The organism is Bacillus sp. FSL L8-0152 (genome assembly GCF_038006365.1).
GTDB classification, from domain to species: Bacteria; Bacillota; Bacilli; order Bacillales; family Bacillaceae_G; genus Bacillus_A; species Bacillus_A cereus.
The window spans coordinates 1,838,737-1,864,967 of sequence record NZ_JBBOVB010000001.1; the positions used below are offsets into that span (position 1 = coordinate 1,838,737).

Consider the following 26,231-nt stretch of genomic DNA (forward strand, 5'->3'; position numbering starts at 1 on the left):
AGTTAATGGAAATGAAGCAGCAGTATACAGCGTATGAGAAATTACAGTATGAAGAAATGACAGGCGCTGGACATGTGATTCAATGTTTAAAGAGATTAGGTGTAACGACCATTTTCGGCTATCCGGGCGGAGCAATCTTGCCAATATACGATGCTTTATACGAAAGTGGTTTGAAACATGTTTTAACTCGTCATGAACAAGCTGCCATTCATGCGGCTGAAGGATATGCGAGAGCTTCTGGAAAGGTCGGGGTAGTCTTTGCTACCTCTGGCCCAGGGGCGACAAATTTAGTTACGGGTTTAGCAGACGCTTATATGGATTCGATTCCTTTAGTTGTCATTACCGGGCAAGTTGCAACGCCTTTAATTGGTAAAGATGGATTTCAAGAAGCGGATGTTGTCGGAATTACAGTACCTGTTACGAAGCATAATTACCAGGTTCGTGATGTGAATCATGTATCACGAATTGTGCAAGAAGCTTTTTACATCGCCAAAAGCGGGCGCCCGGGACCAGTATTAATTGATATTCCAAAAGATGTTCAAAATGCAAAAGTCACCAGTTTCTTTAGTGAAGAAGTTGATATTCCGGGGTACAAACCAGAACTTGTACCAGACAGCATGAAACTTAGAGAGGTGGCTAAAGCAATTTCAAAATCTAAGCGTCCACTTCTTTATATTGGAGGAGGTGTCATTCATTCAGGTGGATCCGATGAACTCTTCGAATTCGCAAGGGAGAACCGTATTCCAGTCGTTTCAACTTTAATGGGACTTGGTGCATATCCACCGGATGATCCATTGTTTCTAGGGATGCTTGGTATGCATGGGACATACGCTGCTAATATGGCGGTAACAGAATGTGATTTACTACTTGCATTAGGTGTTCGCTTCGATGATCGTGTAACAGGAAAATTAGAACTTTTTTCTCCAAACTCGAAAAAAGTACATATTGATATTGATTCTTCTGAGTTTCATAAAAATGTAACTGTAGAACATCCGATTGTTGGTGATGTAAAAAAAGCGTTACACATGCTGTTACATATGTCTATTTATACACAAACAGACGAATGGCTTCAGAAAGTAAAGACATGGAAAGAAGAATATCCACTTTCTTATAAGCAAAAAGAATCTGAGTTAAAACCACAGCATGTGATCAACTTAGTAAGTGAATTAACGAATGGTGAAGCGATTGTCACAACAGAAGTAGGTCAGCATCAAATGTGGGCTGCTCACTTCTATAAAGCAAGAAAACCTCGGACGTTCCTTACCTCTGGAGGATTAGGAACAATGGGGTTTGGTTTTCCAGCAGCAATTGGTGCTCAGCTAGCTAAAAAAGAAGAACTTGTCATTTGTATTGCAGGTGACGCTTCTTTTCAAATGAACATTCAAGAACTACAAACAATTGCTGAAAATAACATCCCTTTAAAAGTATTTATCATAAATAACAAATTTTTAGGGATGGTAAGGCAATGGCAAGAAATGTTTTATGAAAATCGTTTATCAGAATCAAAAATTGGATCACCAGATTTTGTGAAAGTAGCAGAAGCTTATGGAGTAAAGGGATTAAGAGCAACAAATTCAACCGAGGCAAAACAAGTGATGTTAGAAGCATTTGCTCACGAAGGTCCTGTCGTAGTTGATTTTTGTGTAGAAGAAGGTGAAAACGTATTTCCGATGGTTCCGCCAAACAAAGGGAATAACGAAATGATTATGAAGAGGTGGGAAGAATGAGTCATACTTTTTCACTCGTTATTCATAACGAGCCAAGCGTCTTATTACGTATAAGTGGGATTTTTGCTCGGCGTGGTTATTATATTTCTTCTTTACATTTAAAAGAAAGAGATACTAGTGGTGTTTCTGAAATGAAACTCACAGCAGTTTGTACTGAAAATGAAGCGACATTACTTGTTAGTCAGTTGAAAAAATTAATTGATGTTCTGCAAGTAAATAAATTATAAGGAGTGTATGGAATATGAAAACATATTATGAAAAAGATGCAAATGTAGAGTTATTACAAGGAAAAACTGTTGCAGTAGTTGGTTATGGATCACAAGGTCATGCGCAAGCACAAAATTTACGTGATTCTGGTGTAGAGGTTGTAGTTGGTGTTCGTCCTGGTAAGTCGTATGAAGTAGCGAAAGCGGATGGATTTGAAGTAATGTCTGTTTCAGAAGCGGTTCGAACCGCACAAGTTGTACAAATGTTATTGCCAGATGAACAGCAAGCTCATGTGTATAAAGCAGAGGTAGAAGAGAATCTTCGTGAAGGACAAATGTTACTTTTCTCACATGGATTTAACATTCACTTCGGACAAATTAATCCGCCAAGTTACGTAGATGTAGCGATGGTCGCGCCAAAAAGTCCAGGTCATCTCGTTCGCCGTGTATTTCAAGAAGGAAATGGTGTTCCAGCATTAGTCGCAGTGCATCAAGATGCGACGGGAACAGCGCTACATGTAGCACTGGCGTATGCAAAAGGTGTAGGGTGTACACGTGCGGGGGTAATTGAAACGACATTCCAAGAAGAAACCGAAACGGATTTATTCGGTGAGCAAGCTGTACTTTGCGGCGGGGTAACTGCACTTGTGAAGGCCGGGTTCGAAACGTTAACGGAAGGTGGATATCGTCCTGAAATTGCATACTTTGAATGTTTGCATGAATTAAAGCTAATTGTTGACTTAATGTACGAAGGTGGATTAACGACTATGCGCCATTCTATTTCAGATACGGCAGAGTTTGGAGATTATGTAACAGGATCGAGAATTGTTACAGATGAAACGAAGAAGGAAATGAAGCGTGTTCTGACAGAAATTCAGCAAGGTGAATTTGCGAAGAAATGGATTTTAGAAAATCAAGCAGGGCGTCCGACGTATAACGCAATGAAAAAAGCAGAACAAAATCATCAATTAGAAAAAGTGGGAGCAGAGCTTCGTGAAATGATGAGCTGGATTCATGCACCGAAAGAATTAGTAAAGAAATAGAGTAAGAGAGTATAAATGAAAAATATGTAAGAGGGGATTTGACAAGATGAGAAGTGACATGATTAAAAAAGGTTTTGATAAAGCACCGCACCGTAGTTTATTAAAAGCAACTGGTTTGAAAGATGAAGATTTTGATAAACCTTTCATAGCGATTTGTAATTCTTTTATTGAAATTATTCCAGGGCATAAACACTTGAACGAGTTTGGGAAACTTGTAAAAGAGGCAGTTCGCGCGGCAGGTATGGTACCATTCGAATTCAATACAATTGGAGTTGACGATGGTATTGCGATGGGACATATCGGTATGCGTTATTCTCTTCCAAGTCGTGAAATTATTGCAGATTCAGTAGAAACGGTTGTAAATGCACACTGGTTTGACGGCATGATTTGTATCCCAAACTGTGACAAAATTACACCAGGTATGATGATGGCTGCACTACGTATTAATATTCCGACTGTGTTTGTTTCAGGCGGCCCGATGGCAGCAGGAAAAACATCTAAAGGGGAAGTTGTTGATCTGAGTTCCGTTTTTGAAGGAGTAGGAGCTTATCAATCTGGGAAAATTTCAGAAGAAGAATTAAAAGATATTGAAGATCATGGCTGTCCATCTTGTGGCTCTTGTTCGGGTATGTTTACCGCGAACTCTATGAATTGTTTATGTGAAGTGTTAGGTTTAGCTCTTCCTGGTAACGGGAGTATTTTAGCAATTGATCCAAGACGTGAAGAGTTAATTAAACAAGCAGCAGAGAAATTGAAAATTTTAATTGAAAGAGATATTAAGCCGCGTGATATTGTAACAGAAGAAGCAATTGACGATGCTTTTGCACTTGATATGGCGATGGGTGGATCAACGAATACAGTATTACATACGCTAGCACTCGCACAAGAGGCAGGACTAGATTATGATATGAACCGTATTGATGCAGTTTCAAGACGTGTACCTCATTTATGTAAAGTAAGTCCAGCCTCAAATTGGCATATGGAAGATATTGATCGTGCGGGCGGGATTAGTGCAATTTTGAAAGAGATGAGCCGGAAAGAAGGAGTACTTCATCTTGATCGAATCACTGCTACTGGGCAAACATTAAGAGAAAATATTGCTGAGGCAGAGATTAAAGATAAGGAGGTTATTCACTCTCTCGAAAACCCTCATAGTGAAGAGGGGGGCTTACGTATATTAAAAGGAAATCTTGCTAAAGATGGAGCGGTTATTAAAAGCGGTGCAACAGAAGTAAAGCGTTTTGAAGGGCCTTGCGTTATTTTTAATTCACAAGATGAGGCACTTGCTGGCATTATGCTTGGGAAAGTGAAAAAAGGAGATGTAGTTGTCATTCGTTATGAAGGACCAAGAGGTGGCCCTGGTATGCCAGAAATGTTAGCCCCAACATCAGCAATTGCTGGAATGGGATTAGGTGCTGAGGTTGCATTATTAACGGATGGACGTTTCTCTGGAGCTTCACGTGGAATTTCAGTAGGACATATTTCACCAGAAGCAGCAGCTGGTGGAACGATTGCACTTCTTGAACAAGGGGATATTGTATGTATTGATGTTGAAGAACGCTTACTAGAAGTAAGAGTGAGTGATGAAAAATTAGAAAAGCGTAAAAAAGAATGGAAACGACCAGAACCGAAAGTAAAAACTGGCTGGCTTGGACGTTATGCACAAATGGTAACATCGGCGAATACAGGGGCTGTTCTGAAAATCCCACATTTTGATTGAGCCAATTTAAAAGAGATAAGGATGATATATAATGGTGCAAAAGGTAAAGGAGAGAGTGAAAATTGAAGATATCTTAATGGCGCATAATTGCCTGAAAGATATCGTTATTAAAACACCGTTACAACGTGATACAGTTTTATCTGAGAAATATGATTGTGACGTTTATGTAAAACGAGAAGACTTACAATTAATTCGCTCTTTCAAAATTCGTGGTGCGTACAATTTAATTCAAAGTTTACCGAAAGAAAAGTTACAAAACGGTGTTGTTTGTGCAAGTGCTGGTAATCATGCGCAAGGAGTTGCTTATACGTGTAATTTATTGAAGATTCCGTCAAAAATATTTATGCCCACAACAACACCGAAACAAAAAGTATCACAAGTACAATTTTTCGGTGGTGATTTCGCAGAGATTGTATTAGTTGGTGATACATTCGATAGCTCTTTCCAAGAAGCACAGTGTTATTGTGAAGAAAATAGAATGACATTTGTTCATCCGTTTGATGATCCGTATGTAGTTGCTGGTCAAGGGACAGTGGCAGTTGAAATTATGCATGATATGGAGAAACCGGTTGATTATATCTTTACAGCAATCGGTGGTGGTGGATTAGCATCAGGAGTTGGTACATATGTAAAAGGTGTTAGTCCTACTACAAAGGTTATTGGTGTAGAGCCAATGGGAGCTGCATCTATGAAAGAGGCTTTTCTTCAAAATGAAAATGTAGCATTGGAGAAAATAGATAGCTTTGTTGATGGGGCAGCTGTTAAAAAAGTAGGAAAGTTAACATTTGAAACTTGTAAAGATGTAATTGACGATATTATTTTAGTACCAGAGGGGAAAGTTTGTACGACGATTTTAGAACTGTATAAGAAAAATGCGATTGTAGCTGAACCGGCTGGTGCACTCTCTATTGCAGCGCTTGATTTATATAGAGATGAAATAAAAGGTAAAACAGTTGTATGTACGCTAAGTGGTGGAAATAATGATATTGATAGAATGCAAGAAATGAAAGAGCGTTCGCTCATTTATGAAGGACTGAAACATTACTTTATCATTGAATTTCCGCAGCGTTCAGGTGCGCTAAGAGAATTTCTTGATAAAGGATTAGGACCAGAAGATGACATTACGCGCTTTGAGTATATTAAGAAACATAATAAAGAAAATGGTCCAGCATTAGTCGGCGTAGAATTAAAACATAAAGAAGATTATGAGCAATTAATTACTCGCTTTAAAGAAAATAATATTCAATTTATGGAACTTAATAAAAACCCTGTTTTGTTTGATTTGCTTATTTAATAGAAGGAAAGAGTTAGAATGTAAATAAAAAAGATAGATACAAGCGAGGGAATATAGTGCTTGTTCTATCTTTTTTATAGTTAAACTAGGTACTCATTAAATTCAAGAAGAATAAAGCTAGCTAACCAAAAGAGTATCGCAATACGAATGATTACATACATTGTAAATTCAAAAGGAGTAAGATTTCTCTCTCGCTTTATTTTTTTAAATAGTCTCACAGAATAAAAGGAACATAAAAGTAGAACTGCTATAGACATTTCATAAACGTTCTCTAACAAACTTACATTTTCTAATAAGTCTTTCAGCATGTTTATCACCTATTCTGTAAAGTATATTACAGAGAAATAGATCTTGAGCTGTCTAGTTTCGTTTGTTTTTTATTTTCCCTGTATCATCAATTTCTACATCAGTTGAAATTGTTTGTAAATATTGAAGAGCTTTTTTCTTTTCTCCCTCATTTACAGGGGAAACTTGGTTGTTGCGAATGATATAAGGATTGAATGACATTTGGACATCCTTTCCTTTAAAAGTTAAAGTTAATACGCCAGTTTCAGCGCTTTTCCCATTCACATAACTCGGGAATAAAAAGTTACCTAATGAGTAAGCGATAGGAACTTTATTATAATACTCAAACCCTTGTAACCAATGTGGATGGCTTCCGACAATTGCGTTAGCTCCTGCTTCAACCATTTTAGGTACATATTGCTTTTGGTATTCTACCGGACGATTTGATTTTTCAACGCCCCAATGCATATAGACGATTAAATAGTCTGCATCTTGTTTTTGTTCTTTAATTGTTTTTGTTACAAGATTTAAATCATAGCCATTCGCAACGCCAGGTTTATTCTCACCAGCTACCCAATTAGAATCAGGCATAAATCGAACGAAGGAAAGAAATTTAAACTTTTTCCCTTTTACGGTCATTTCTCGTGCTGTATATGCATCTTTCGCATTTTTTCCGGCTCCAATGTAAGGGAACTTTAATTTTTCTACGTGAGAAATCGTATCTAATAATCCATCTTGCCCATAATCAAGTGTGTGGTTATTCCCAATATTTACGATGTCATATCCAGTGTTTTTAATAGCTTGTAGTGTAGATGGATCACTTTTAATCCAAAACAGTTGCCCAGGTGCTTTCTTTTCTTTCGTTGTAAATGCCGACTCTAAATTTACAAAAGAAATATCAGCTTTTTTTATTTCTTCTTTTACATGTTGGAATGGGTAATCAGCCCCATTCTTTTCGATTATAGGACGTAATTGCCAATCGAACATTGTATCACCAGAGAAGGTGAGTGTGATTTCTTGGTCTTCTATTTTCTTTTCGCTTTTTGAAGCGGTTTTACTAGATTTGTTTTGCAAATCGGGTTTGTCTTTTGCTTTTGAAATAAAAGAGTAATTGATTAATAAAACAATCGGTGTAATGAAAAAGGCTATTAACAAAAATCGTTTTAGTAAAGTTTTCATATATACCTTCCCTTTTAATATTATCCCGCAATTAAATTAACACTGAATCTATTAAAGGTAATTAAAGTTACAAAAAATAGCGGGTTATGTAGTGGAAAACATTTGTTAATATTCTCAATATTAAGTTAACATATAGATAACCTGTAAATCAATGTATAAACCAAAATATAGAAATAAAGAATTCGAAGGGTGAAGAATGAGAAATGGTTATATTAGGAGCAGTTGTAAATGGGATTTGTATTATATTTGGTACTTTACTTGGTAAATTATTTAGTAGGATTCCAGAAAGTATGAAAGGGACGATAATGCACGCAATCGGTTTAGCGGTTACTGTGCTTGGGGTTCAAATGGCATTAAAAAGTGAAAACTTTCTTGTTGTCATACTGAGTTTAGTGATTGGTACGGTAATTGGAGAATGGTTACAATTAGAAGAAAAGTTAAAACATTTAGGGGATTGGCTAGAAAATAAAGTTGGATCGAAAGGGAAAGGTAGCATATCAGAAGGTTTTGTAACAGCTACTTTAATTTTTGCAATTGGCGCGATGGGGATACTTGGTGCACTTGACAGTGGGATTCGCGGAAATCATGATGTTTTATTTACAAAGGCGATTATCGATGGATTTATTTCTATTATATTAACGACAACTCTAGGAATTGGCGTAGTATTTTCGGCGATTCCAGTTGTTTTATATGAAGGTGGTATTGCAGTTTTTGCAACACAAATTAATAGTTTTGTCCCGAAAGAATTAATGAACCAATTTATAGTGGAGATGACGGCTACGGGCGGCATTATGATATCTGCTATTGGATTGAACTTGCTTAGTATTATTAAAATCAAGGTGGCAAATTTACTTCCAGGTATATTGGTAGTGGGTGTAATTGTTTCAATTATTTATGGTTACGGTTTAATGGATTATTAACCAACTTCATTTAGTGGGAGTTGGTTTTATTATGAAAAAAATGAGGGATTGTAGTGATTTTCACTAGAAAATAGCGGGTTTTGTAGTAAATCTTACATATAAAGCAAATTACTAAACTTTTTACAAGAAAGGGTGTAGAATGGGTATCTAAAGAAAGAAGGTGTGAAAATGGCCAGCTGGAAACGGAATTTAATGATTTGTTGGCTAGGTTGTTTTACCACTGCAGCCGGTATGAGTTTAGTAATTCCTTTCTTATCTTTTTATATTGAGGAATTAGGAGTAACTGGCACTTCAAGCATTGCACAGTGGTCGGGACTTGCATTTGGTGTAACATTTTTAATGGGTGCGATCGTATCACCAATATGGGGGAAGCTTGGTGATATACATGGACGGAAATTGATGCTTATTCGTGCTAGCCTTGGTATGGCGATTATTATGACGCTTATGGGATTTGTAACGGATGTGTATCAACTAGTCGCACTAAGATTTTTAATGGGAGCAGTATCTGGTTTCCTTTCAACAGCGATGACATTTATTGCAGCAGAAACTCCGAAAGAACATTCAGGTTGGGCGATTTCCACAATTTCAACTGGTGGTGTGAGCGGTTCGTTACTTGGCCCGTTACTTGGAGGTTATTTGTCTGAGTTAATTGGAATGCGTCATGTCTTTCTTGTTACAGGAGCTTTTTTATTCCTTTCCTTTCTCATCGTTTTTTTCTTTCTGCATGAAGAAAATCACTCTGCTCAAGCAAAAAAAACACAGCCGAAAAAAGTATGGACGATGGTCCCAGCGAAGCATTTAATTATTAGTTTATTTGTAACAACATTTATTATTCAACTTGCTAATATGTCAGTTCAACCAATTGTTACATTGTACGTGAAAAATTTAGTAGGTCCTCATACTGCACATATTGAAACAATTGCGGGTGCAGTTATGTCAGCGACAGGATTAGCAGTTATTTTGGCAGCACCAAGACTAGGAAGATTATCAGATCATATCGGTCCTCAAAAAACGTTAGTTGTAGCGTTATTTGCAGCAGGAATTATTTTTATCCCGCAAGCATTTGTAACCTCAGCTTGGCAACTATTAATTCTTCGATTTTTATTAGGTATCGCACAAGCAGGATTATTGCCTTCCGTACAAACTCTACTAAAACAACATACACCAACCCATGTTACGGGACGAATATTTGGATATAATCAGTCGTTTCAGTTTTTAGGAAATATGATTGGGCCAGTGCTCGGGGGACAAATTGCAGCGCATGCAGGCTTCCAATATGTTTTCCTCTCTACATCATCACTATTATTTATTGCGTGTATTTGGGTTTATTTTCATAATAAGAACGAAGAAGTATCAGAGAAACAACGTTTGGAAGTTAGTTAACTAAGTGAATGAAAAAGAAAAAGGATGAAGCAACATGTGCTTCATCCTTTTTCTTTAAAATCGAAGACAGAGATAACTTAATGTACCAAGCTCATAACTACGGTGAATGACTTCACCGCTATTCTCGCCACTTCCCATTGCAATAAACAAAGGAACAAAATGCTCTGCTCTTGGTACGGCTAATTGTGCATGAGGAGCATTATTCTCCCAATTAAACAATGCATCTTTATCGTTATTCTGCATATGTTTAATAATCCAATCATCAAATTCAATTGCCCATTTTTCAGGTGTAGTTTGATTCCATTTCAGTGCTCGTAAATTATGAACGGTAACGCCACTACCGATTACTAAAATATCTTCTTGTCCGAGTCCTTTAAGTGCTTCTCCAATTTCAAATTGTTCTTTTGCAGAAAGGAATGGATTTACTGATATTTGCACGACAGGAATATTTGCTTCTGGATACATGCGGTGCAGGAGTGTCCATGAACCATGATCTAAACCTCTGGTCATATTATGATGGACTGGAATACCTTTGTTTCTAAATTTTGTTTCTAACATAGATGCAATGCTAGAAGAGCCTTTCGCACGATATTTGATTTCGTATAACTCAGGGGGGAAACCTCCAAAATCATAAATTGTTTCATATTCGTTATCTGATGAGGAAATCGTTAATACTTCAGTTTCCCAATGAGCAGTGAAAATAACAATTGCTTTCGGTTTATATGTTTCTCCAAGTGTTTTTAAAAATCGTGTATAGTCTGTATCTTGAATAGCGAGCATAGGCGAACCATGTGCTAAAAATAGTGATGGCATCATAATAGTAGAAACCTCCTAAAAATTATATAATTACTTTATGTAAGTAACTATATAATTTTATTTCTGGTTCGTCAAGAGATTAGTTTGAAAGCAAGTCTGAAAAATACATCATTTGTCATAATGAAAGCAATTACATATAATATAAAATAAGAAAAGTGAATGGATATTCATTTTTCTTAAAGGTATACATAATAAATTTGGGGGCTGACGAAATGAATGTACAGGAAAGTTTCGTTACGGCATTGGATGAATCGGAAATTTATTTGCGTAAATGGTTACCAGAAGGAGATCCGAGAGGAATTATTCAGATTGCACATGGCATGACAGAGCATGCAGGGGTGTATACAGAATTTGTAGATGCTTTATTGGAAGCAGGTTATGGTGTTTATGCGCATGATCATAAAGGACATGGGAAAACAGTAAAAAAAGAAGAAGATTATGGTCATTTTGAACCAAATATAGGGTGGAATCAAGTTGTATCGGATGTTATCTTTGTTTCAGAAAGGATAAAAGAAGAACAGTCAAGTCCTTTGTTTTTACTTGGACATAGTATGGGTTCTTTTTTATCAAGACGTGCTGTACAACTTAGGGGTGAACTATATGATGGATTTCTAATTTCAGGAACAGGTGGAAATCCAGGGCTTTTAGGAGCTATTGGTCATAAAGTAGCAACAATCGAAATGAAATTGCGCGGGGCAAAAACGAAAAGTCCAATGTTAAACTTTTTATCTTTTGGAAACTTCAATTCGAACTTTAAGCCAAATCGTACAAAATTTGATTGGTTATCTTCAGATAATAATCAAGTTGATAAATATATTGCGGATCCGTTATGTGGTTTCATTTGTACGACGAGTTTTTACCGAGAATTATTTTCTGGAGTATTAGAAGTAAATAAACTAGAAGAATACAAGAAGACGCCAAAGAATCTTCCAATACATATATTCTCTGGTGATCGTGATCCTGTTGGCGATATGGGGAAAGGTGTAAAAGAAGTATATGAAAACTATAAAAAATGTGGTGTGAAAGACGTGACACTACGTTTATATGAAAATGGTAGACATGAAATGTTTCATGAAGTAAATAAGGATGAAGTATTTAAAGATTTAATTTCGTGGTTAGATGCGCATAATAAATGAGAAAGATAATCCCAAACTGTTTGTAGTTTGGGATTATTTATTATACAGAAATAGGGGCAATAAATTCTTAAATTCACTTTACTTAATAAAAAATAAATTTTATTCTATAGTCGTTCAAAAAATAAAGAAATATTGTATGAGAGGAAACCTCACTTTTCTGAAGTGAGGTTTTTTGTAGTAACGAAGTAATAGTGAATAAAACTAATTTTAAAAGTAACTTAAAATCAAACTTTTTATAAAGCAACAGATGCCTGTTCATAATAGTAGTATAATAGTGAATGAGGTGTTAATAGAATGGAAGATAGAACGTTAGGTTTATTACTAGATGTTGTTGGGGAATTATTTTCAGATGAAATTTCAATTGCTGTTTCGAATACGAAAGAATATATTTACTATCGGCCAAGTAAACGAATTGATTTAAAGATTAGTGTCGGGGATCCTATAAAGGAAGGAACGATTGCTCATAAAGCGATGGTGATGAATCAAAAAACCTCTGAGTTTATTAATCGGGATGTTTTTGGTATTCCTTATCATGGAATGGCTGTACCATTTTCAAACAATGGAAAGCTTGAAGGGTGCGTAACGGCAATTTATCCAGCTTTAACGGATGGAAAGTCAGTTGTTACTTTAAAAACAACAGACGGCTGGATTCCGGTTCCTTTTTCAAAGGTTATGTATTTAGAGGCTAAAGATAAAAAGACGTATGTGAATTCAGAAGAGTTATCAGGAACACATAAATACTCTCTGCAAGAATTCGAATACTTGCTTCCGAAAGATTCATTTATTAGATGTCACCGTTCGTTTATTGTAAATGTTAATCATATTAAAGCGATTTATCCTGATACCCATTCTACTTTTGTACTTTCAATGGATAATGGTGAGAGAGTACCAGTTAGTCAATCATACGCTAGTTATTTCCGTAAACTTCTAGGATTCTAAATTTTTCTGCTTTAGAACCTAGATTTGCTGTTCTGTCTGAATTTTCGGCATTGTATACTAAAATCCCTATTTTGATAGTGTTAATGTGTAAAATAATTATGAATATTCAATGAGAGAGGGGTTACATATGGAGAACAATTTAGATAGAATCAGAGATCAACGTCTAAAAGATCGGGTAGTTACACCTGAAGAAGCAGCTTCCTGGATTCAAAGTGGAATGACTTTAGGCTTAAGTGGGTTTACACGTGCAGGTGATGTAAAAGCAGTCCCATTTGCGCTTGTAAACCGAGTTAAGAATGATGAATCTTTTAAAGTAAATGTTTATACTGGGGCTTCTTTAGGATCGGATGTAGACAAATTATTTGCTGAGGCAGGAATTTTAGGGAAAAGATTACCTTTCCAAGCTGACGCGACTATGCGAAAAGGAATTAATAACGGAGACTTTTTATTTGTGGATCAACACTTGTCTCATACAGCAGAGTTACTCCGTGCTGACGTTCTGGATATAGATTTCGCCATTTTGGAAGCGGTTGCGATTACAGAGGACGGAATGATTATTCCAACCACTTCAATTGGAAATTCCTTAGCGTTTTCCTTAAATGCTAAGTCTATTATTATTGAAATGAATATGGCTCAATCCGCGCAATTAGAGGGGCTACATGATCTATATGAACCAGGTAAACAAGGGGAGAGGCTTCCAATTCCGCTTGTGAAAACAGATGACCGAATTGGAACAATCGGTATTCCAATTGATCCTGAAAAAGTAAAGGGAATTGTGTTTACGAATCAATTGGATTCGCCATCGACAATTGTTCCTCCGGATGAAGAAACTGTTATTATGGCACAGCATTTAATAGAATTCCTTCGAGAAGAAGTCAAAGTAGGCCGATTAACAAATCGTTTAGCGCCGTTACAATCAGGAATTGGTTCAGTGGCTAACGCCGTATTGCATGGAATGTTAGATTCAGAATTTGAAGATTTAGAAGTATATTCCGAGGTTTTACAAGATGCAGTTTTTGATCTTATGGATGCTGGAAAAGTCAATTTTGCTTCTTGTTGTTCTATCACGCTTTCTGAAGAGAAAATGCAACAAGTATTTTCTAACTTTGAAAAATATCGTGACAAATTAATGATGCGTCCACAAGAGATTTCCAATCATCCTGAAATTATTCGTCGCCTTGGATTAATCTCAATTAATACTGCATTAGAATTAGATATATACGGAAATGTTAACTCTACTCACGTTTTAGGTACAAAAATGATGAATGGTATTGGTGGGTCTGGCGATTTTGCAAGAAATGCCCGCCTAGCTATCTTTGTTACTAAATCGATTGCGAAAGGTGGTAACATTTCAAGTATCGTTCCTTTCGTTTCTCATGTAGACCATACTGAACATGATGTAGATGTTATCGTCACTGAACAGGGGTATGCCGACTTAAGGGGACTTGCGCCAAGAGAAAGAGTGGAACTTATTATTGAGAATTGCGCACATCCAATGTATCGTGAACAGCTACGAGCTTATTACGAAGAAGCAAAAATAAGAGGTGGACAAACTCCTCATATTTTAGAAAAAGCTTTTTCTTGGCATACGAACTATGCTAAAAATGGAACAATGCTTGAAGCGGTAGTAGAAACTGTATAGGTTTGTATCGTACGAAATAGTAAAACGAATGAGTGAGCTTGAAGATTAAATTTTAGAAAAAGAGAACGCCAAGTTTTAGGGATGGCGTTCTTTTTCTTTAAAAAAATTGTTGAAAATCGTACTGATTATAATAAAGATTTATAAAATTAATTTCTAATTTATGGAAATTAAAGGTTTTTTTGAAGTGCTTTCCGAATCAATTTAGTAGTGTACATATTGAAAGTGAGGAAAAAGAATCATGAAGATAAGAGAAGCATTATTAAGTGAAGCAAATGAATTAAGTGAACTCGCACTACATTCAAAAGCAACGTGGAATTATAGTGAAGAATTCATACTTGCTTGTAAGGAAGATTTAACAATTACGGAAGAGTACATAAAAAATAATTTTGTATATGTTTTAGTAAACGATAATGCGAAGATTGGTTTTTTCTCATTTTTACGTAATGATAAAGCTCTCGATTTCTTGTACATTCATCCTCATTACAAAGGAAAAGGTTACGGGAAAATACTTTGGGAGTATGTAATAGAAAAAGCCAATGAACTAGGATTAAAAAGTTTTACAATTGATAGTGATCCGAATGCAAAAGGATATTACTTGAAAATGGGAGCACAGTTAATAGGAGAGACACCATCAACTGTCTTTAAGGGGCGTGTACTGCCTCTTTTGAAATATGATGTGTAAAACTATTAATAGTAGGGGAAGATTAGAATGGATGATGTAAAGGAAAAAAGAATATATGAAGCACTAATAAAATCGTGGTCGATTGAAACGAGTTCAAAGTGGACAATTGAAAACCCAGCAAAGGGACAATGTGGTGTTACAGCTCTTGTCGTTCAAGACATATACGGAGGAGAAATTAAAAAGACAAAAGTAAGAGAGGTATGGCACTTTTATAACTTTATAGATGGGCAGAGATTTGATTTTACAGAGACTCAATTCAATGGGAAATTGAATTATATGGATGAAAAGTCAAATCGGGAAGAAGCATTTGCAGATACAAATGAAAAACAATATAGCATTTTGAAGGGAAAAATAACGAAAGAATTAAAATTATCTTTTGACTCTTAATCTTTAATAAGTTACTATAATGGTGGTAACTTATTAAAGGGAACTTCATAGAGTTGAAAGGGGAAATACTTTTGAAAACAACTTATGTAAACGCTACAATTGTAACGATGAATGAACAAAACGAAGTGATAGAAAATGGATATATCATTGTAGAAAATGATCAAATTATAGATGTAAAGAGCGGAGAATTTGCAAATGATTTTGAAGTAGATGAAGTAATTGACATGAAAGGAAAGTGGGTTTTACCAGGGCTTGTAAATACACATACACACGTTGTAATGAGTCTCCTAAGAGGTATTGGAGATGATATGTTATTACAGCCATGGCTTGAGACGAGAATTTGGCCACTGGAAAGTCAATTTACTCCAGAGCTTGCGGTCGCTAGTACGGAATTAGGATTACTTGAGATGGTGAAAAGTGGTACAACATCATTCTCTGACATGTTTAATCCAATTGGAGTAGATCAAGACGCAATTATGGAAACGGTATCAAGGAGCGGGATGCGAGCTGCTGTTTCAAGGACTTTATTTAGCTTCGGAACGAAAGACGATGAAAAGAAAGCAATTGAAGAAGCTGAGAAATATGTGAAGCGTTATTATAAAGAAAGTGGCATGTTAACTACGATGGTTGCACCACATAGTCCATATACATGTAGTACAGAATTGTTAGAAGAGTGCGCACGGATTGCAGTAGAGAATCAAACGATGGTTCATATCCATCTTTCTGAAACAGAGCGTGAAGTACGTGATATTGAAGCACAATATGGAAAACGTCCAGTAGAATATGCAGCGAGCTGCGGATTGTTTAAACGCCCAACAGTTATTGCACACGGTGTAGTATTAAATGACGATGAGCGTGCATTTTTAGCAGAACATGATGTTCGAGTAGCTCATAATCCGAATAGTAATTTAAAACTAGGTTCTGGTATAGCGAATGTAAAAGCGATGCTAGAAGCAGGAATAAAAGTAGGAATTGCAACAGATAGTGTTGCGTCTAACAATAATTTAGACATGTTTGAAGAACTGCGTATAGCAACTTTATTGCAAAAAGGTATACACCAAGATGCAACAGCATTACCAGTTGAAACAGCTCTTTCTCTTGCGACAAAAGGAGCTGCGGAAGTCATTGGGATGAAACAAACAGGGTCACTAGAAGCTGGTAAGTGTGCTGATTTTATTACGATTGACCCGTCTAATAAGCCGCATCTACAACCAGCGGATGAAGTGTTATCACACCTTGTATATGCTGCGAGTGGTAAAGATATAAGCGATGTAATTATTAACGGAAAACGTGTCGTTTGGAATGGTGAATGTAAAACGTTAGATGAAGAGCGTATTATATTTGAAGCAAGTCGTTATAAACGAGGTTTACAAAGATAACTTTTTTAGGCTGTGGAGAGAATCTTCTCCACAGCCTATTTCTAATTTGTAAACCTCACTATATTTTTTAAAACTTTGCAACAGAAGTGATAATGCTAACACTACCCAAAAAATTAGATGTTGACGCTAGTTTTAGAGTACATTGATAGTTAGGACATGTATTTATTTTTGGTTTTTAATAAACTTATTGTATTATTGTGTATTAAATGAACTATTAAGGCGATTAAAGGTAAAGCAGCTCCAATGAGTAAAGTTACTTCACTATTAAATTTATAGTAAGTATAACTTCCAATCCATGAACCAAAGGCTCCTCCCAAAAAGAAAATAGTCATATATAATCCATTAAGTCTGTTTCTTATCTCGGGATTCAAACCAAAGATAATTTTTTGACCTAATAATAAATTTCCTGCTACACCAATATCAATGCAGATACCTGAGATAAGAATTAAAATTATGCTAAATAGTGAATGATCTTGAACAAAGAATAATAGTACGATCGATAATAGTACGAGTGCCAATGATACATTAGTCATTGTAAAAATATAACCTTTATCTGCTATTTTACCAATAGTAGGAGTTAATAAAGCTCCAGCAATTGCAACAAAGCCAAATAATGCAATTTCATTATTTGAAAAATGTAATGGCTCTGATCTTAATAAAATTGGAATAGCTGTCCAATAAAGGCTAAATGCAGCAAATAAACATGAGTGATAAAAAGCTCTTTGTTGTAAAGGAGAAGTATTTATTAGTAGCTTTACCATAGAAGTTATTAAATTTGGATATGTCATGTTACTAGTTGAGATAACTTCATAGTTGGGTAAAAATTTTAGAATTAACAGTAATACGGTAACTAGGGTTATTAATGAAAAAAGAAATACCATTCTCCAGCTAAACCACTCTGTTATTCCGATAGATAATGGGCGAGCAATCATAATCCCAATCAATAAACCACTCATCACTTTACCCACATATTTACCTGCCTCTTCAATTGGCACGATTCTCATTGTTAGTGGAACTAACATTTGAGCTGCACAGGCCCCAATGCCAATTATAGTTGTTAATAGTAAAAAAATAATTCCGTTTGTCGAAATTAGCGTACCAATTAATGAAAAAATAGTTAACCCGATAAGAATTCCTATTATTTTCTTACTTTTCAATAAATCAGCCATCGGTACGATAAAAAATAACCCCAATCCATACCCAATTTGTGTCAAAGTAGTGAGCAATCCAGATAAATCAGAAGAAATGTTCAGATCTTTTGCAATGAATTGTACAATTGGTTGTGCATAATAAATATTTGCAGCAAGTGAACCACAACTAATTGCTAAAATAAATATTAGAAAATTTGTCTTTTTAGTCAATTTTATCATTCCTTTCTTTTTGGAACGTTCATTCCGAAATCATTAAAAAAGAAAGACTATAGGTCTGCAATAGTCTTATCTACTAGATGATAGGCTGAATTTTTCTCTTTTTTATATTTAGACATTACATTCAAACTATGATTTAAACTTAATAAAGAATATGCAACTAATTCAGTATCAACCTCTTGTGAAATTTCTCCTTTCTTTTTTCCTTCTTCGATAACTTGCTTAAATACTTTTTCAAGTTCATTAAAATCATTTATGAGTATTTCTTCTATGGCAGGGTCAATTTGTCCAATAAGCAGTGAAGAATTAGTTATCATACAACCTTTTGGAATTTCACCTGAATAACATTTTTCAATATGTTGATAAAAAAAGGATTTAAGTGATGCTTTTGTGTTTATACCACTAAAAAGTAAATTTCTCTTTTGAGAGCCATAATTTTTATAATGTTCCAAAACTAGTTTAAATAGTGCATCCTTATCTCCAAAGCTATCGTAGAGAGTAGATCGACTTATACCCATCGTTTCAATAAGATCTGATATATATGTAGCATCATAACCTTTTTCCCAGAATAAATGCATAGCTTTATTTAAAGCGTGTTCTTTGTTAAAACTAATACTTCTACCCAATTTATAACACCTCCATTCATGTAACTTAGTATAAATATTCCGGAACGATAAGTCCAGAATATTCGTCTTAATTTCCGAAAGTTTCGTAAAATATCCGTAAATGTTAATTTGGTATTTTGGTATTTAGATGCTATAAAATAGAAAGTATGTATTGAAGCGACAATTAAATTCGATTTTATTGATGAAAAGTTGAGCTCCTATTAGTTTATATGTTTTTTTCGTTAAAAATTGAAAAGATTCCAAGGTAATCCATATCCTTTTAAAAGGATAGTTTTTTTCTTGAACGAATAAATATTCAAAAGAATGTCGCGTCTTTCTGTTAGTATTTCTGCTATAATATATTACGCTTTATAATATTTTATATTTAAGGAGAACAACTCATGAAGCGAAAAAAGAGTCATTTAATGGTAATGGCACTTGTTACATCTTTATTATTAACAGCTTGTAATAATAAAGCGGATAAAAGTGACACAGAGGTTAAAAAACAAGTGTTAAATGTAACAGTATCAGAAGAAATTCCTTCTCTGGACACTGTGAAAACAACAGATGGTACATCAGCACACATTATGCAGAATATATTTGAAGGGTTATATGTATTAAACGATCAAGATCAGCCTACTCCAGCCATAGCAAAATCGTTTAAAAGAAGTGAAGATGGTAAGAAATATACATTTGACTTGCGTAAAGATGCAAAATGGTCAAATGGGGATAATGTAACAGCAAATGATTTTATATTTGCTTGGAAACGTGCAATTAACCCTGAAACAGCCTCTCAATATGCGTCCATGCTCTTTTATGTAAAAAATGCGAAAGAGATCAATAAGGGAACAATGCCTCTTGATGCACTTGGGGTTAAAGCGATAAATAATTATACGTTAGAAGTTGAACTCGAACAGCCAGTTCCGTATTTTTTACAGTTGTTAGCACTACCTATATACTTACCACAGCATGAATCATTTTTGAAAGAACAAGGAAACAATTATGCATTGGAACCTAGTAATCTCATATATAACGGTCCATTTGTATTAGAAAAATGGAAGCATGAACAAGAGTTTCAATTAAAGAAAAATACTACATATTGGGATCGAAAGAAAGTGAAATTAGATGAAATAAACTTTCATATCCTAAAGGATACAATGACAGCTGTAAATTTATATGAAGCCGGAGATTTGGATCGAGTACCTATTAATTCGCAAGTTGTAGACAAGTATAAAGGGAATAAGGAATTACATATGTCGAGTGATCCTGGAATTGCTATGCTTCGTTTTAATGAAAAAAATAACGCGTTAGCAAATAAAAAGGTGCGTCAATCTATTTCATTAGCGTTAAATAAAGATGATTTCGTTGCTCACTTTATTAATAACGGAGCAAAACCTGCAAGTGGACTTGTACCAGTTGGTCATGTAAATGAAGTGACTGGTAAAGATTTTAGAAAAGAAAATGGAGATATTTCCTCATATGATTTGCAAAATGCGAAAAAACTTTGGGAAGAAGCGAAAAAAGAGCTTGGGGTAGAACAAGTAAACCTAGAGTTCTTAACGTTTGAACAAGATAATGCAATACGTATGGCAGAATATATAAAAGGTGATTTAGAGAAGAATTTGCAAGGGTTAACGATACAAATTAAACCACAGCCATTTAAGCAAAAATTACAGTTAGAACAAATAGGTGATTACGATATAACTATGGCAAATTGGGGACCTGACTATAAAGACCCAATTAGTTATTTAGAGTTATTTACGACAGGGAATCCGAATAATAAAATGAATTATTCTAATGTTCGTTACGATGAATTAATAAAGAAAGCGAAAACGGATTTTGTACTAGATACGGAAAAACGATGGGAAGCGTTGCGAGAAGCCGAGCAGGTATTATTAGAAGATGCTGCGGTGGCGCCGCTTTATCATATTGGCTCAGCATATGTACAAAAGGATTATGTAAAAGGAATTGAAAAGCATCAATTTGGTGGTATTTATACTTATAAGAATGCTTATATTGCTAATGAATAAATACAAAAAACCTTACTTTTTAAAAGTAAGGTTTTTTTACAGGGGGCAGGGAAATCCTTTGGTGGTGTTCCCTGCATATAAAGAAGATAAATGCAAAATTGTAGGTACACATTCATAAGAAGTTGCAACAAATAAGATTGAGCAGTTTGTTTAAGTAAAAAGAAGAATAGAAATATAGCATACAAGGAATAAGGAAATGTAGTACAGATCAGCATACAAACATTCTTTTTCTGTAACTATGTTTGTTTTTAATTATATAAAAAAAATATTAGATTATATATTTTGTCCTTGGTATACTTAAAAGGTAATTTGGGGTATTAAGATGATTTGATAGAGGTGTTTGTGTGGAATTATTTGAGTATTATAAAAAAAGGGGACGGTTTAAGTGTTTAATTGGGACAGGGATTTTTCTCTTTGGATTATATTGTCTGTATAATAGTTGGAGTGATGTTAATTGGGGAGAAATAATATTTATGGTTATAGCTTCGTTTGTTTTTGGGGGAATTGGATTTTGGCAATTAAGAAAAGGGAATTTATTAAAAGAGAATATAGCTAAAAATGATTTGAAGTTTTGGGATATTGATACTTATGTTTTACTAGAATTACCTCAAAATAATAAACATTACGGTTTATATACTCCCGATGGCGCCTATATAGTAGGAACAACTATAGTTCCAACTGATATAATTTCTTCAAAATTACCTTTTTTAAAAAACAAGCAAGTTGTTGGATTGGAAGCAAAGGATGGGGAAATTCTTGCATATTTTCATAGTGAAGTTGAAAACTATGATTGGGCTATTTATGACTCAAATTATAATTGTGTAGGGATGTTTAAAGAAAATATGATACAAGGATTTGGAATGGTACGTGGTTCTTTAATGAATGAAAAAGAGATGAAAATTTGTGAAGTAGAAGTTGAATTTGATTTTTTCGAAACTTCTTTTCGGACAATGGATAACCGGATATTAATAAACTGTAAAAGAGGATATATGCCTTTGGAATGGAGCGAAAGATTCGGATTAAATGTACCTATTATTAAATTAGGTAATAATATTTCTAATGCTGAAAAGATATTTGGTTTAGGGATTCTTTTCTACATTTTAGAAACAATTAAAGTAAGAAAAAGTAGGGTTTTTAATGATTAGGATTAAAAATTTGTGTGATGAAATTTTTTGAATGCGTTATTGGGATAGGGGGATATCCATGGGGAATATACAAGTTAGACCGGAAGAATTGAGAAGAATTGCAAAGAATTTTAAATATGCTAGTAATATAGAATCAGATCGTCATTTTAAAATTCAAGGGGAATTATTAAAGCTTCAAATGAGATGGGTTGGTGCTTCCAGTTTAAGTTTTTATAATGATCTACCTAGAATGAATAAAGCACATGAATCTTTTCTTAATATTATAAAGCAAATAGAAGATGAATTACTTCGTATAGCAGAGAAATTTGAAAAAGCTGATATGGAATACTCGTCTAAAAACTCTAAAAATGATTCACTTTTGATGAATTCAAAGTCAGCAGTTGAAGCGGGAGCTGGAGTAGTTGTAAAAGGAATTGGTTATGTAATTAATGGTGAAAAATATGAAAAATCACTTGTAGATGAAAAGGGAACTGGTGGTCTATTTATTAAGGGGCTTACAGTTGAAGCTGAGCCATTTGTAAGTTCTCGTACTTATGATAAATTTGATGTGAAAGATAAAAACAAGAGGGAACAAACTTTTGGACCAATGGCTGGTTTTACGGTAGCTCAAGCTGGAATAGAACTAGAGAATATTAAAGGATCTAATGTGGGAGCTGAAGCTAAAGTAGCACTTGCTACTGCAGAGTTAGGTGCTCATGTAGAAAATGGGAATTTACATATAGGAGCTGAAGCTACTCTGGTAAAATATGAGAGTGCTATAAAAATCCCACTTCCATTTTCTGATAAAAAATTACAAATTGGAGGATCGGCGTCACTTGGGACAGTCGGGGGATCTTTAGAAGCTGGAAAAAGTGGAGTGAAATTCCATGTACCATTTGGTCCTGGTGTAGGTTTATGGGGATTTGGTGGAGAATTTGCTATTAAAGAATAAAGGGGAAAATTAGTATGAATAAGAAAGTGAAAATTTTAAAATATTTTATGGTTATATTAGCTTGCATTGCAATTTTTGGGACAGTTTTACCTAATGCATTAGATCCAAATGAATCATTAGCAGGGAAAATTTCAATTGCAACTTTCGGTACAATTGGAGCTTGTTTACTATTCTCTATTATGTATTTTATTGTAAAAAAAGCTATTTTAAGAGGTGGGAAATAAGATGGGACAAAATTTAGAGTTAGAATTACTTCCAATAGGTTCTGTTGTAATGTTTAAAGATTGGGAACATCCATTAATGGTTTATGGAAGAAGACAAATGGATTCTGAAACAAAAACAACATGGGATTATGTATGTTGTTATTTCCCTCATGGTAATATTTCTTCAGAGTACAATTTCTTCTTGAATCATGAAGATATTTCTAGTGTGTTACATCTTGGTTTTATTAATGAAACAGAATTAGAGTTTCAAAAATTATTTAAAAAAGAAATTGAAGAAAAGCAGTGATTCTTTTTAGGTGTTGGTGTTTTTGAAATAGTTAAAGAATGGATTTTAATTCTCATATACATAAAAAAAGGGGAATTTCTATGAAATCATTACGTTTATTTATGATTCTCACTCTTGTTGTATTGTTAAGTGCGTGCAATACAGCAACACAAGTTACAAAGGTTCAAAAAAATGGCGAAACGACTTTGAAAATTGGTTCTCTGCAAGGGTATTACGATGTACAAACGCTTAAAGCTGAAAAAGGAAATGTGGAAATCCCTTATGAAGCAGCTGTTGAAGAAGGTACAATTTTATTACAAGTTACAAAAGATGATAAGGTTATTTATGAAGAAGAAATCACTTCTCAAAAAGAAGGTTTGCTTTCTTTTGAAGCTCCAAAATCCGGATCATATGATTTAATTGTACGCGTGAAGGGTGAAAAAGAGAAAGCAAAAGAAATTCAAATACATACTAAGCTATGAAAAAATGGCAAGTGGAGTGCACCCGCTTGCCTTTTCCATTTTCAGTTGATTCTGTTAAAACAAATGAAGTTAAAATAAGAGATGAACAAAAGAATATGTTACAACCTTGGCATGTTAGTAACGAAATTGATATCTCTCTTTTACATGATAAAAAGACTGGGTTTGATGCATTTTTATTCGAAAGAGATGTAGATGGTAAAAAGCAAGTAGTAGTATTTAGGGGGAGGGACATAAGGTGATGCTCTTTTTGGAGAAGGTGTCCCAGACTTTACTACAGATATTGATTATATATGGAGGGAAATAAGTTGAAAAGCATTGAAGTTCTAAATACATACATTGAAGGGATTTCTGTTGCAATCCCTACGTGGTTAAAACATCTAATTGAGGCAGAAGAGATACATCAAAACTATGAGAATGTACAAGCACTTGGTGCATTAAAAACAGATGCAGTGTTGTACTATGTACACCGTACGCTGCAAGTGCTAGATGGATTGCCTTTAGCTGAAGAAGCGTATCATATTATTGAAAAGGTACTAACGTATAGTGAACTTGCAAAGGTAGGATCTTTAAAACAGCGGGAGCAATGGAAGAAAAAAGGGATTAATCTATTGGTACATAATGAGGGTTCTGCTGATATCTTTAGTGACATTCAGTTTATTGAACGTGTAGAGACAAACTTAAACGCTATTGAATATTTGTTTATTCGAGATTTAATTAGAACACATGGATTAATCGGGCAGTATATCCGCGGAGAGGCTCGTTTGGACTCCCATATTGATTTAATTAACACATATAAAGAAGAATACGGAGACGTTAGGTTAAAGGAGATTCTATACTATCTTAACCAATGCATTATTGAGGGCGTATCAAAAGCTTTGTGGAGTGAAGTGAAGAACGATGTGAAGATTACAATTGATGGTTTGTTTGATGGTTATATGGAACCATTTACTTCTCACATACATAGACTCACGCCAAAACATAAGGAGTCAGCATTTGAAAAAGATATAATTATGGGGAGCGAGAAGAGTGACGTTCAAACATTCTTATTTGATAAGGATTTATGGTATGTAGAACCGTCTATGCATGCTCTTAGCTTTGAGGATATTTGGACAGTTTTTGTTATGTTAAAGAATGAGATAGGCACTAGAAAAGTTCAGCATATACATTTCGAGAAATTGATGCAACAGCTGCATTATGATTTTAAAGGCGAAAAAAAGGACAACGTGTATCGTAAGCGGGTTATTGAGAAGTATCTACGGGAGTACCGTGAGAACGAGAAACCGAATACAACGCATGTTTCTTTTAAGGTTAAAGTCGATGAAGATATGAAGACTGCGTATGTGTCGTTTCAGTTTTCTGCTGTAGGTGAGGCGTTAATTACCTTCTGTGTAGAGGCAGAAAAGATAGATATGATGCATGCTCGGGCAAATGTGCTGCTGTTTGATTTCTTCGGGTTACGAAAGGATGCATATGATAGATTCCATAACGAAGAAGTGTATTTGGAGCATATGAATAGCTCGGCTGATGATAAACGAATTATTCTTGATTATATAAAGGGAGATACGATTGTAGATGTCGGAGCTGGTGGTGGTGTCATGCTAGACATGATTGAAGAAGAGACCGAGAATAAACGAATCTACGGTATCGATATTTCTGAAAACGTGATTGATACGTTGAAAAAGAAGAAGCAGAACGAAGGGCGTTCTTGGGACGTCATTAAAGGAGATGCAATCAACTTAAGCAGCTCGTTTGAACAAGAATCGGTTGATACGATTGTATATTCTTCTATCCTTCATGAGCTGTTCTCTTATATCGAGTATGAAGGTAAGAAATTCAATCATGAAGTTATTAAAAAGGGGCTGCAGAGTGCCTATAAGGTGTTAAAGCGAGGAGGTCGTATTATCATTCGTGATGGCATCATGACCGAAGATAAAAAGTTAATGCGGTTGATTCGTTTTAAAGATGCAGATGGAATGAAGTTCTTAGAGCAGTATGCCCATGAATTTAAGGGGCGTACAATCCAGTATGAAGTAATTGCAGAAAATACAGTCAAAATGCCTGTTAACGATGCAATGGAGTTCTTATATACGTATACTTGGGGCGAGGACTCCTTCGTTCATGAAGTGCAGGAGCAGTTTGGAATCTTTACGCCAAACGATTATAAGGATTTTGTAAAGAGTATCTTTGGAGATAAAGTAAACATCGTTCAAGCTATGAACTATTTGCAGGATGGATATACAAACCATCTTAGCGAGAAAATCGAGTTTACAGATGAGTCTGGGAATGCGGTTGCGCTACCAGATAGTACTTTCTTTATGGTTTTAGAAAAGAGGCAATGATGTTGAAAACCTTTAAAAATATAATTTTAAAAAACTTAATTTAATAATCTTCAGTTAAAGAGCGTGTTTTTAGAGTAATGAAAAATTCCTAATTTCTTAATTTTA

The 26,231-nt window shown here is 34.9% G+C and carries 26 protein-coding genes; 21 read left to right on the top strand and 5 right to left on the bottom strand.

The window, feature by feature from the left end:
- The first annotated feature begins 11 nt into the window (after nucleotides 1–11).
- Genes ilvB through ilvA form a run of 5 tightly spaced genes read left to right on the top strand, consistent with a single transcriptional unit; the run spans nucleotide 12 to nucleotide 5,990 of the window.
- Nucleotides 12–1,727 carry an acetolactate synthase large subunit gene (ilvB, locus tag MHH27_RS09420; RefSeq protein ID WP_044306984.1) on the top strand — a complete coding sequence of 572 codons (1,716 nt, stop codon included), beginning with the start codon at nucleotides 12–14 and terminating at the stop codon, nucleotides 1,725–1,727.
- Entirely contained in the window at nucleotides 1,724–1,954 is a 231-nt protein-coding gene (locus tag MHH27_RS09425) for an ACT domain-containing protein (protein WP_000019909.1), read from the top strand. The genes ilvB and MHH27_RS09425 overlap by 4 nt, the downstream gene beginning before the upstream one ends.
- A gap of 14 nt (nucleotides 1,955–1,968) precedes the next feature.
- Nucleotides 1,969–2,976 carry a ketol-acid reductoisomerase gene (gene ilvC / locus MHH27_RS09430; protein ID WP_000861143.1) on the top strand — a complete coding sequence of 336 codons (1,008 nt, stop codon included), beginning with the start codon at nucleotides 1,969–1,971 and terminating at the stop codon, nucleotides 2,974–2,976.
- A 46-nt stretch (nucleotides 2,977–3,022) separates the two neighbouring features.
- Nucleotides 3,023–4,696, top strand: coding sequence for a dihydroxy-acid dehydratase (gene ilvD / locus MHH27_RS09435; protein ID WP_090976151.1), 1,674 nt, complete (start codon nucleotides 3,023–3,025; stop codon nucleotides 4,694–4,696).
- A 31-nt stretch (nucleotides 4,697–4,727) separates the two neighbouring features.
- Nucleotides 4,728–5,990 carry a threonine ammonia-lyase IlvA gene (gene ilvA / locus MHH27_RS09440; RefSeq protein ID WP_000250317.1) on the top strand — a complete coding sequence of 421 codons (1,263 nt, stop codon included), beginning with the start codon at nucleotides 4,728–4,730 and terminating at the stop codon, nucleotides 5,988–5,990.
- Between the two features lie 80 nt (nucleotides 5,991–6,070).
- Here the strand turns inward: ilvA and MHH27_RS09445 are convergent, their stop codons facing one another.
- Together MHH27_RS09445 and MHH27_RS09450 are read right to left on the bottom strand one after the other, a co-directional pair.
- Nucleotides 6,071–6,298 carry a hypothetical protein gene (locus tag MHH27_RS09445; protein WP_090976155.1) on the bottom strand — a complete coding sequence of 76 codons (228 nt, stop codon included), beginning with the start codon at nucleotides 6,296–6,298 and terminating at the stop codon, nucleotides 6,071–6,073.
- Between the two features lie 52 nt (nucleotides 6,299–6,350).
- Nucleotides 6,351–7,454, bottom strand: coding sequence for a CapA family protein (locus tag MHH27_RS09450; protein WP_000854539.1), 1,104 nt, complete (start codon nucleotides 7,452–7,454; stop codon nucleotides 6,351–6,353).
- Between the two features lie 203 nt (nucleotides 7,455–7,657).
- Between MHH27_RS09450 and MHH27_RS09455 the strand changes: the two genes are divergently transcribed.
- Nucleotides 7,658–8,374, top strand: a complete 717-nt coding sequence (locus tag MHH27_RS09455) for a DUF554 domain-containing protein (protein ID WP_098235562.1) — start codon at nucleotides 7,658–7,660, stop codon at nucleotides 8,372–8,374.
- A 168-nt stretch (nucleotides 8,375–8,542) separates the two neighbouring features.
- Complete coding sequence (locus MHH27_RS09460) at nucleotides 8,543–9,757, top strand: multidrug efflux MFS transporter (protein ID WP_000179302.1); 1,215 nt, start codon at nucleotides 8,543–8,545, stop codon at nucleotides 9,755–9,757.
- 54 nt (nucleotides 9,758–9,811) lie between these two features.
- Here MHH27_RS09460 and MHH27_RS09465 read toward each other — a convergent pair whose 3' ends face one another.
- A complete protein-coding gene (locus MHH27_RS09465) occupies nucleotides 9,812–10,573 on the bottom strand; it encodes a DODA-type extradiol aromatic ring-opening family dioxygenase (RefSeq protein WP_016513025.1) in 762 nt (253 codons plus the stop codon).
- Nucleotides 10,574–10,785: 212 nt separating this feature from the next.
- Here MHH27_RS09465 and MHH27_RS09470 point away from each other — a divergent pair, with 212 nt between their 5' ends.
- The 6 genes from MHH27_RS09470 (at nucleotide 10,786) to MHH27_RS09495 (ending at nucleotide 16,738) form a co-directional block, all read left to right on the top strand.
- Nucleotides 10,786–11,709 (top strand): alpha/beta fold hydrolase, encoded by a 924-nt coding sequence (locus MHH27_RS09470; RefSeq protein ID WP_065228626.1) that lies wholly within the window; start codon nucleotides 10,786–10,788, stop codon nucleotides 11,707–11,709.
- Between the two features lie 294 nt (nucleotides 11,710–12,003).
- Complete coding sequence (locus MHH27_RS09475; protein ID WP_000390209.1) at nucleotides 12,004–12,648, top strand: LytTR family DNA-binding domain-containing protein; 645 nt, start codon at nucleotides 12,004–12,006, stop codon at nucleotides 12,646–12,648.
- A gap of 127 nt (nucleotides 12,649–12,775) precedes the next feature.
- A complete protein-coding gene (locus MHH27_RS09480) occupies nucleotides 12,776–14,290 on the top strand; it encodes an acetyl-CoA hydrolase/transferase family protein (RefSeq protein ID WP_000429812.1) in 1,515 nt (504 codons plus the stop codon).
- Nucleotides 14,291–14,528: 238 nt separating this feature from the next.
- Nucleotides 14,529–14,972, top strand: a complete 444-nt coding sequence (locus tag MHH27_RS09485; protein WP_000701899.1) for a GNAT family N-acetyltransferase — start codon at nucleotides 14,529–14,531, stop codon at nucleotides 14,970–14,972.
- Between the two features lie 27 nt (nucleotides 14,973–14,999).
- Nucleotides 15,000–15,359, top strand: coding sequence for a YunG family protein (locus tag MHH27_RS09490; protein WP_000342909.1), 360 nt, complete (start codon nucleotides 15,000–15,002; stop codon nucleotides 15,357–15,359).
- 53 nt (nucleotides 15,360–15,412) lie between these two features.
- A complete protein-coding gene (locus MHH27_RS09495; protein ID WP_141541720.1) occupies nucleotides 15,413–16,738 on the top strand; it encodes a bifunctional S-methyl-5'-thioadenosine deaminase/S-adenosylhomocysteine deaminase in 1,326 nt (441 codons plus the stop codon).
- A 149-nt stretch (nucleotides 16,739–16,887) separates the two neighbouring features.
- Here the strand turns inward: MHH27_RS09495 and MHH27_RS09500 are convergent, their stop codons facing one another.
- A complete protein-coding gene (locus MHH27_RS09500; protein ID WP_340942336.1) occupies nucleotides 16,888–18,108 on the bottom strand; it encodes an MFS transporter in 1,221 nt (406 codons plus the stop codon).
- Between the two features lie 47 nt (nucleotides 18,109–18,155).
- Nucleotides 18,156–18,731: a TetR/AcrR family transcriptional regulator gene (locus MHH27_RS09505; protein WP_000533752.1), complete on the bottom strand. Its 576-nt coding sequence runs from the start codon at nucleotides 18,729–18,731 to the stop codon at nucleotides 18,156–18,158.
- 380 nt (nucleotides 18,732–19,111) lie between these two features.
- Between MHH27_RS09505 and MHH27_RS09510 the strand changes: the two genes are divergently transcribed.
- The 8 genes from MHH27_RS09510 to MHH27_RS09545 all read left to right on the top strand — a co-directional run bounded on the left by MHH27_RS09510 (nucleotide 19,112) and on the right by MHH27_RS09545 (nucleotide 26,126).
- Nucleotides 19,112–20,740, top strand: a complete 1,629-nt coding sequence (locus MHH27_RS09510) for a peptide ABC transporter substrate-binding protein (RefSeq protein ID WP_340942339.1) — start codon at nucleotides 19,112–19,114, stop codon at nucleotides 20,738–20,740.
- Nucleotides 20,741–21,084: 344 nt separating this feature from the next.
- Nucleotides 21,085–21,885: an ABC transporter ATP-binding protein gene (locus MHH27_RS09515; protein ID WP_139213205.1), complete on the top strand. Its 801-nt coding sequence runs from the start codon at nucleotides 21,085–21,087 to the stop codon at nucleotides 21,883–21,885.
- A gap of 58 nt (nucleotides 21,886–21,943) precedes the next feature.
- Entirely contained in the window at nucleotides 21,944–22,816 is an 873-nt protein-coding gene (locus tag MHH27_RS09520) for a WXG100 family type VII secretion target (RefSeq protein WP_023521673.1), read from the top strand.
- 14 nt (nucleotides 22,817–22,830) lie between these two features.
- Complete coding sequence (locus tag MHH27_RS09525) at nucleotides 22,831–23,040, top strand: hypothetical protein (RefSeq protein ID WP_001036914.1); 210 nt, start codon at nucleotides 22,831–22,833, stop codon at nucleotides 23,038–23,040.
- A gap of 1 nt (nucleotide 23,041) precedes the next feature.
- The gene (locus tag MHH27_RS09530; protein ID WP_000531359.1) at nucleotides 23,042–23,326 is read left to right on the top strand and encodes a DUF4176 domain-containing protein; all 285 of its coding nucleotides are present in this window, start codon (nucleotides 23,042–23,044) and stop codon (nucleotides 23,324–23,326) included.
- An 80-nt stretch (nucleotides 23,327–23,406) separates the two neighbouring features.
- Nucleotides 23,407–23,787 (top strand): BA_1872 family lipoprotein, encoded by a 381-nt coding sequence (locus MHH27_RS09535; protein WP_000838921.1) that lies wholly within the window; start codon nucleotides 23,407–23,409, stop codon nucleotides 23,785–23,787.
- On the top strand, nucleotides 23,784–24,026 hold the full coding sequence (locus tag MHH27_RS09540) for a hypothetical protein (protein WP_141505434.1): 243 nt from the start codon (nucleotides 23,784–23,786) through the stop codon (nucleotides 24,024–24,026). The genes MHH27_RS09535 and MHH27_RS09540 overlap by 4 nt, the downstream gene beginning before the upstream one ends.
- A gap of 66 nt (nucleotides 24,027–24,092) precedes the next feature.
- Nucleotides 24,093–26,126: a class I SAM-dependent methyltransferase gene (locus MHH27_RS09545; protein ID WP_445687667.1), complete on the top strand. Its 2,034-nt coding sequence runs from the start codon at nucleotides 24,093–24,095 to the stop codon at nucleotides 26,124–26,126.
- Nucleotides 26,127–26,231 lie beyond the last annotated feature (105 nt).

Coding starts and splice junctions, on each gene's coding strand:
- ilvB (WP_044306984.1), top strand. CDS start 12: ATGAAGCAGCAGTATACAGCGTATGAGAAATTACAGTATGAAGAAATG.
- MHH27_RS09425 (WP_000019909.1), top strand. CDS start 1,724: ATGAGTCATACTTTTTCACTCGTTATTCATAACGAGCCAAGCGTCTTA.
- ilvC (WP_000861143.1), top strand. CDS start 1,969: ATGAAAACATATTATGAAAAAGATGCAAATGTAGAGTTATTACAAGGA.
- ilvD (WP_090976151.1), top strand. CDS start 3,023: ATGAGAAGTGACATGATTAAAAAAGGTTTTGATAAAGCACCGCACCGT.
- ilvA (WP_000250317.1), top strand. CDS start 4,728: ATGGTGCAAAAGGTAAAGGAGAGAGTGAAAATTGAAGATATCTTAATG.
- MHH27_RS09445 (WP_090976155.1), bottom strand. CDS start 6,298: ATGCTGAAAGACTTATTAGAAAATGTAAGTTTGTTAGAGAACGTTTAT.
- MHH27_RS09450 (WP_000854539.1), bottom strand. CDS start 7,454: ATGAAAACTTTACTAAAACGATTTTTGTTAATAGCCTTTTTCATTACA.
- MHH27_RS09455 (WP_098235562.1), top strand. CDS start 7,658: ATGGTTATATTAGGAGCAGTTGTAAATGGGATTTGTATTATATTTGGT.
- MHH27_RS09460 (WP_000179302.1), top strand. CDS start 8,543: ATGGCCAGCTGGAAACGGAATTTAATGATTTGTTGGCTAGGTTGTTTT.
- MHH27_RS09465 (WP_016513025.1), bottom strand. CDS start 10,573: ATGATGCCATCACTATTTTTAGCACATGGTTCGCCTATGCTCGCTATT.
- MHH27_RS09470 (WP_065228626.1), top strand. CDS start 10,786: ATGAATGTACAGGAAAGTTTCGTTACGGCATTGGATGAATCGGAAATT.
- MHH27_RS09475 (WP_000390209.1), top strand. CDS start 12,004: ATGGAAGATAGAACGTTAGGTTTATTACTAGATGTTGTTGGGGAATTA.
- MHH27_RS09480 (WP_000429812.1), top strand. CDS start 12,776: ATGGAGAACAATTTAGATAGAATCAGAGATCAACGTCTAAAAGATCGG.
- MHH27_RS09485 (WP_000701899.1), top strand. CDS start 14,529: ATGAAGATAAGAGAAGCATTATTAAGTGAAGCAAATGAATTAAGTGAA.
- MHH27_RS09490 (WP_000342909.1), top strand. CDS start 15,000: ATGGATGATGTAAAGGAAAAAAGAATATATGAAGCACTAATAAAATCG.
- MHH27_RS09500 (WP_340942336.1), bottom strand. CDS start 18,108: ATGATAAAATTGACTAAAAAGACAAATTTTCTAATATTTATTTTAGCA.
- MHH27_RS09510 (WP_340942339.1), top strand. CDS start 19,112: ATGAAGCGAAAAAAGAGTCATTTAATGGTAATGGCACTTGTTACATCT.
- MHH27_RS09520 (WP_023521673.1), top strand. CDS start 21,944: ATGGGGAATATACAAGTTAGACCGGAAGAATTGAGAAGAATTGCAAAG.
- MHH27_RS09525 (WP_001036914.1), top strand. CDS start 22,831: ATGAATAAGAAAGTGAAAATTTTAAAATATTTTATGGTTATATTAGCT.
- MHH27_RS09530 (WP_000531359.1), top strand. CDS start 23,042: ATGGGACAAAATTTAGAGTTAGAATTACTTCCAATAGGTTCTGTTGTA.
- MHH27_RS09535 (WP_000838921.1), top strand. CDS start 23,407: ATGAAATCATTACGTTTATTTATGATTCTCACTCTTGTTGTATTGTTA.
- MHH27_RS09540 (WP_141505434.1), top strand. CDS start 23,784: ATGAAAAAATGGCAAGTGGAGTGCACCCGCTTGCCTTTTCCATTTTCA.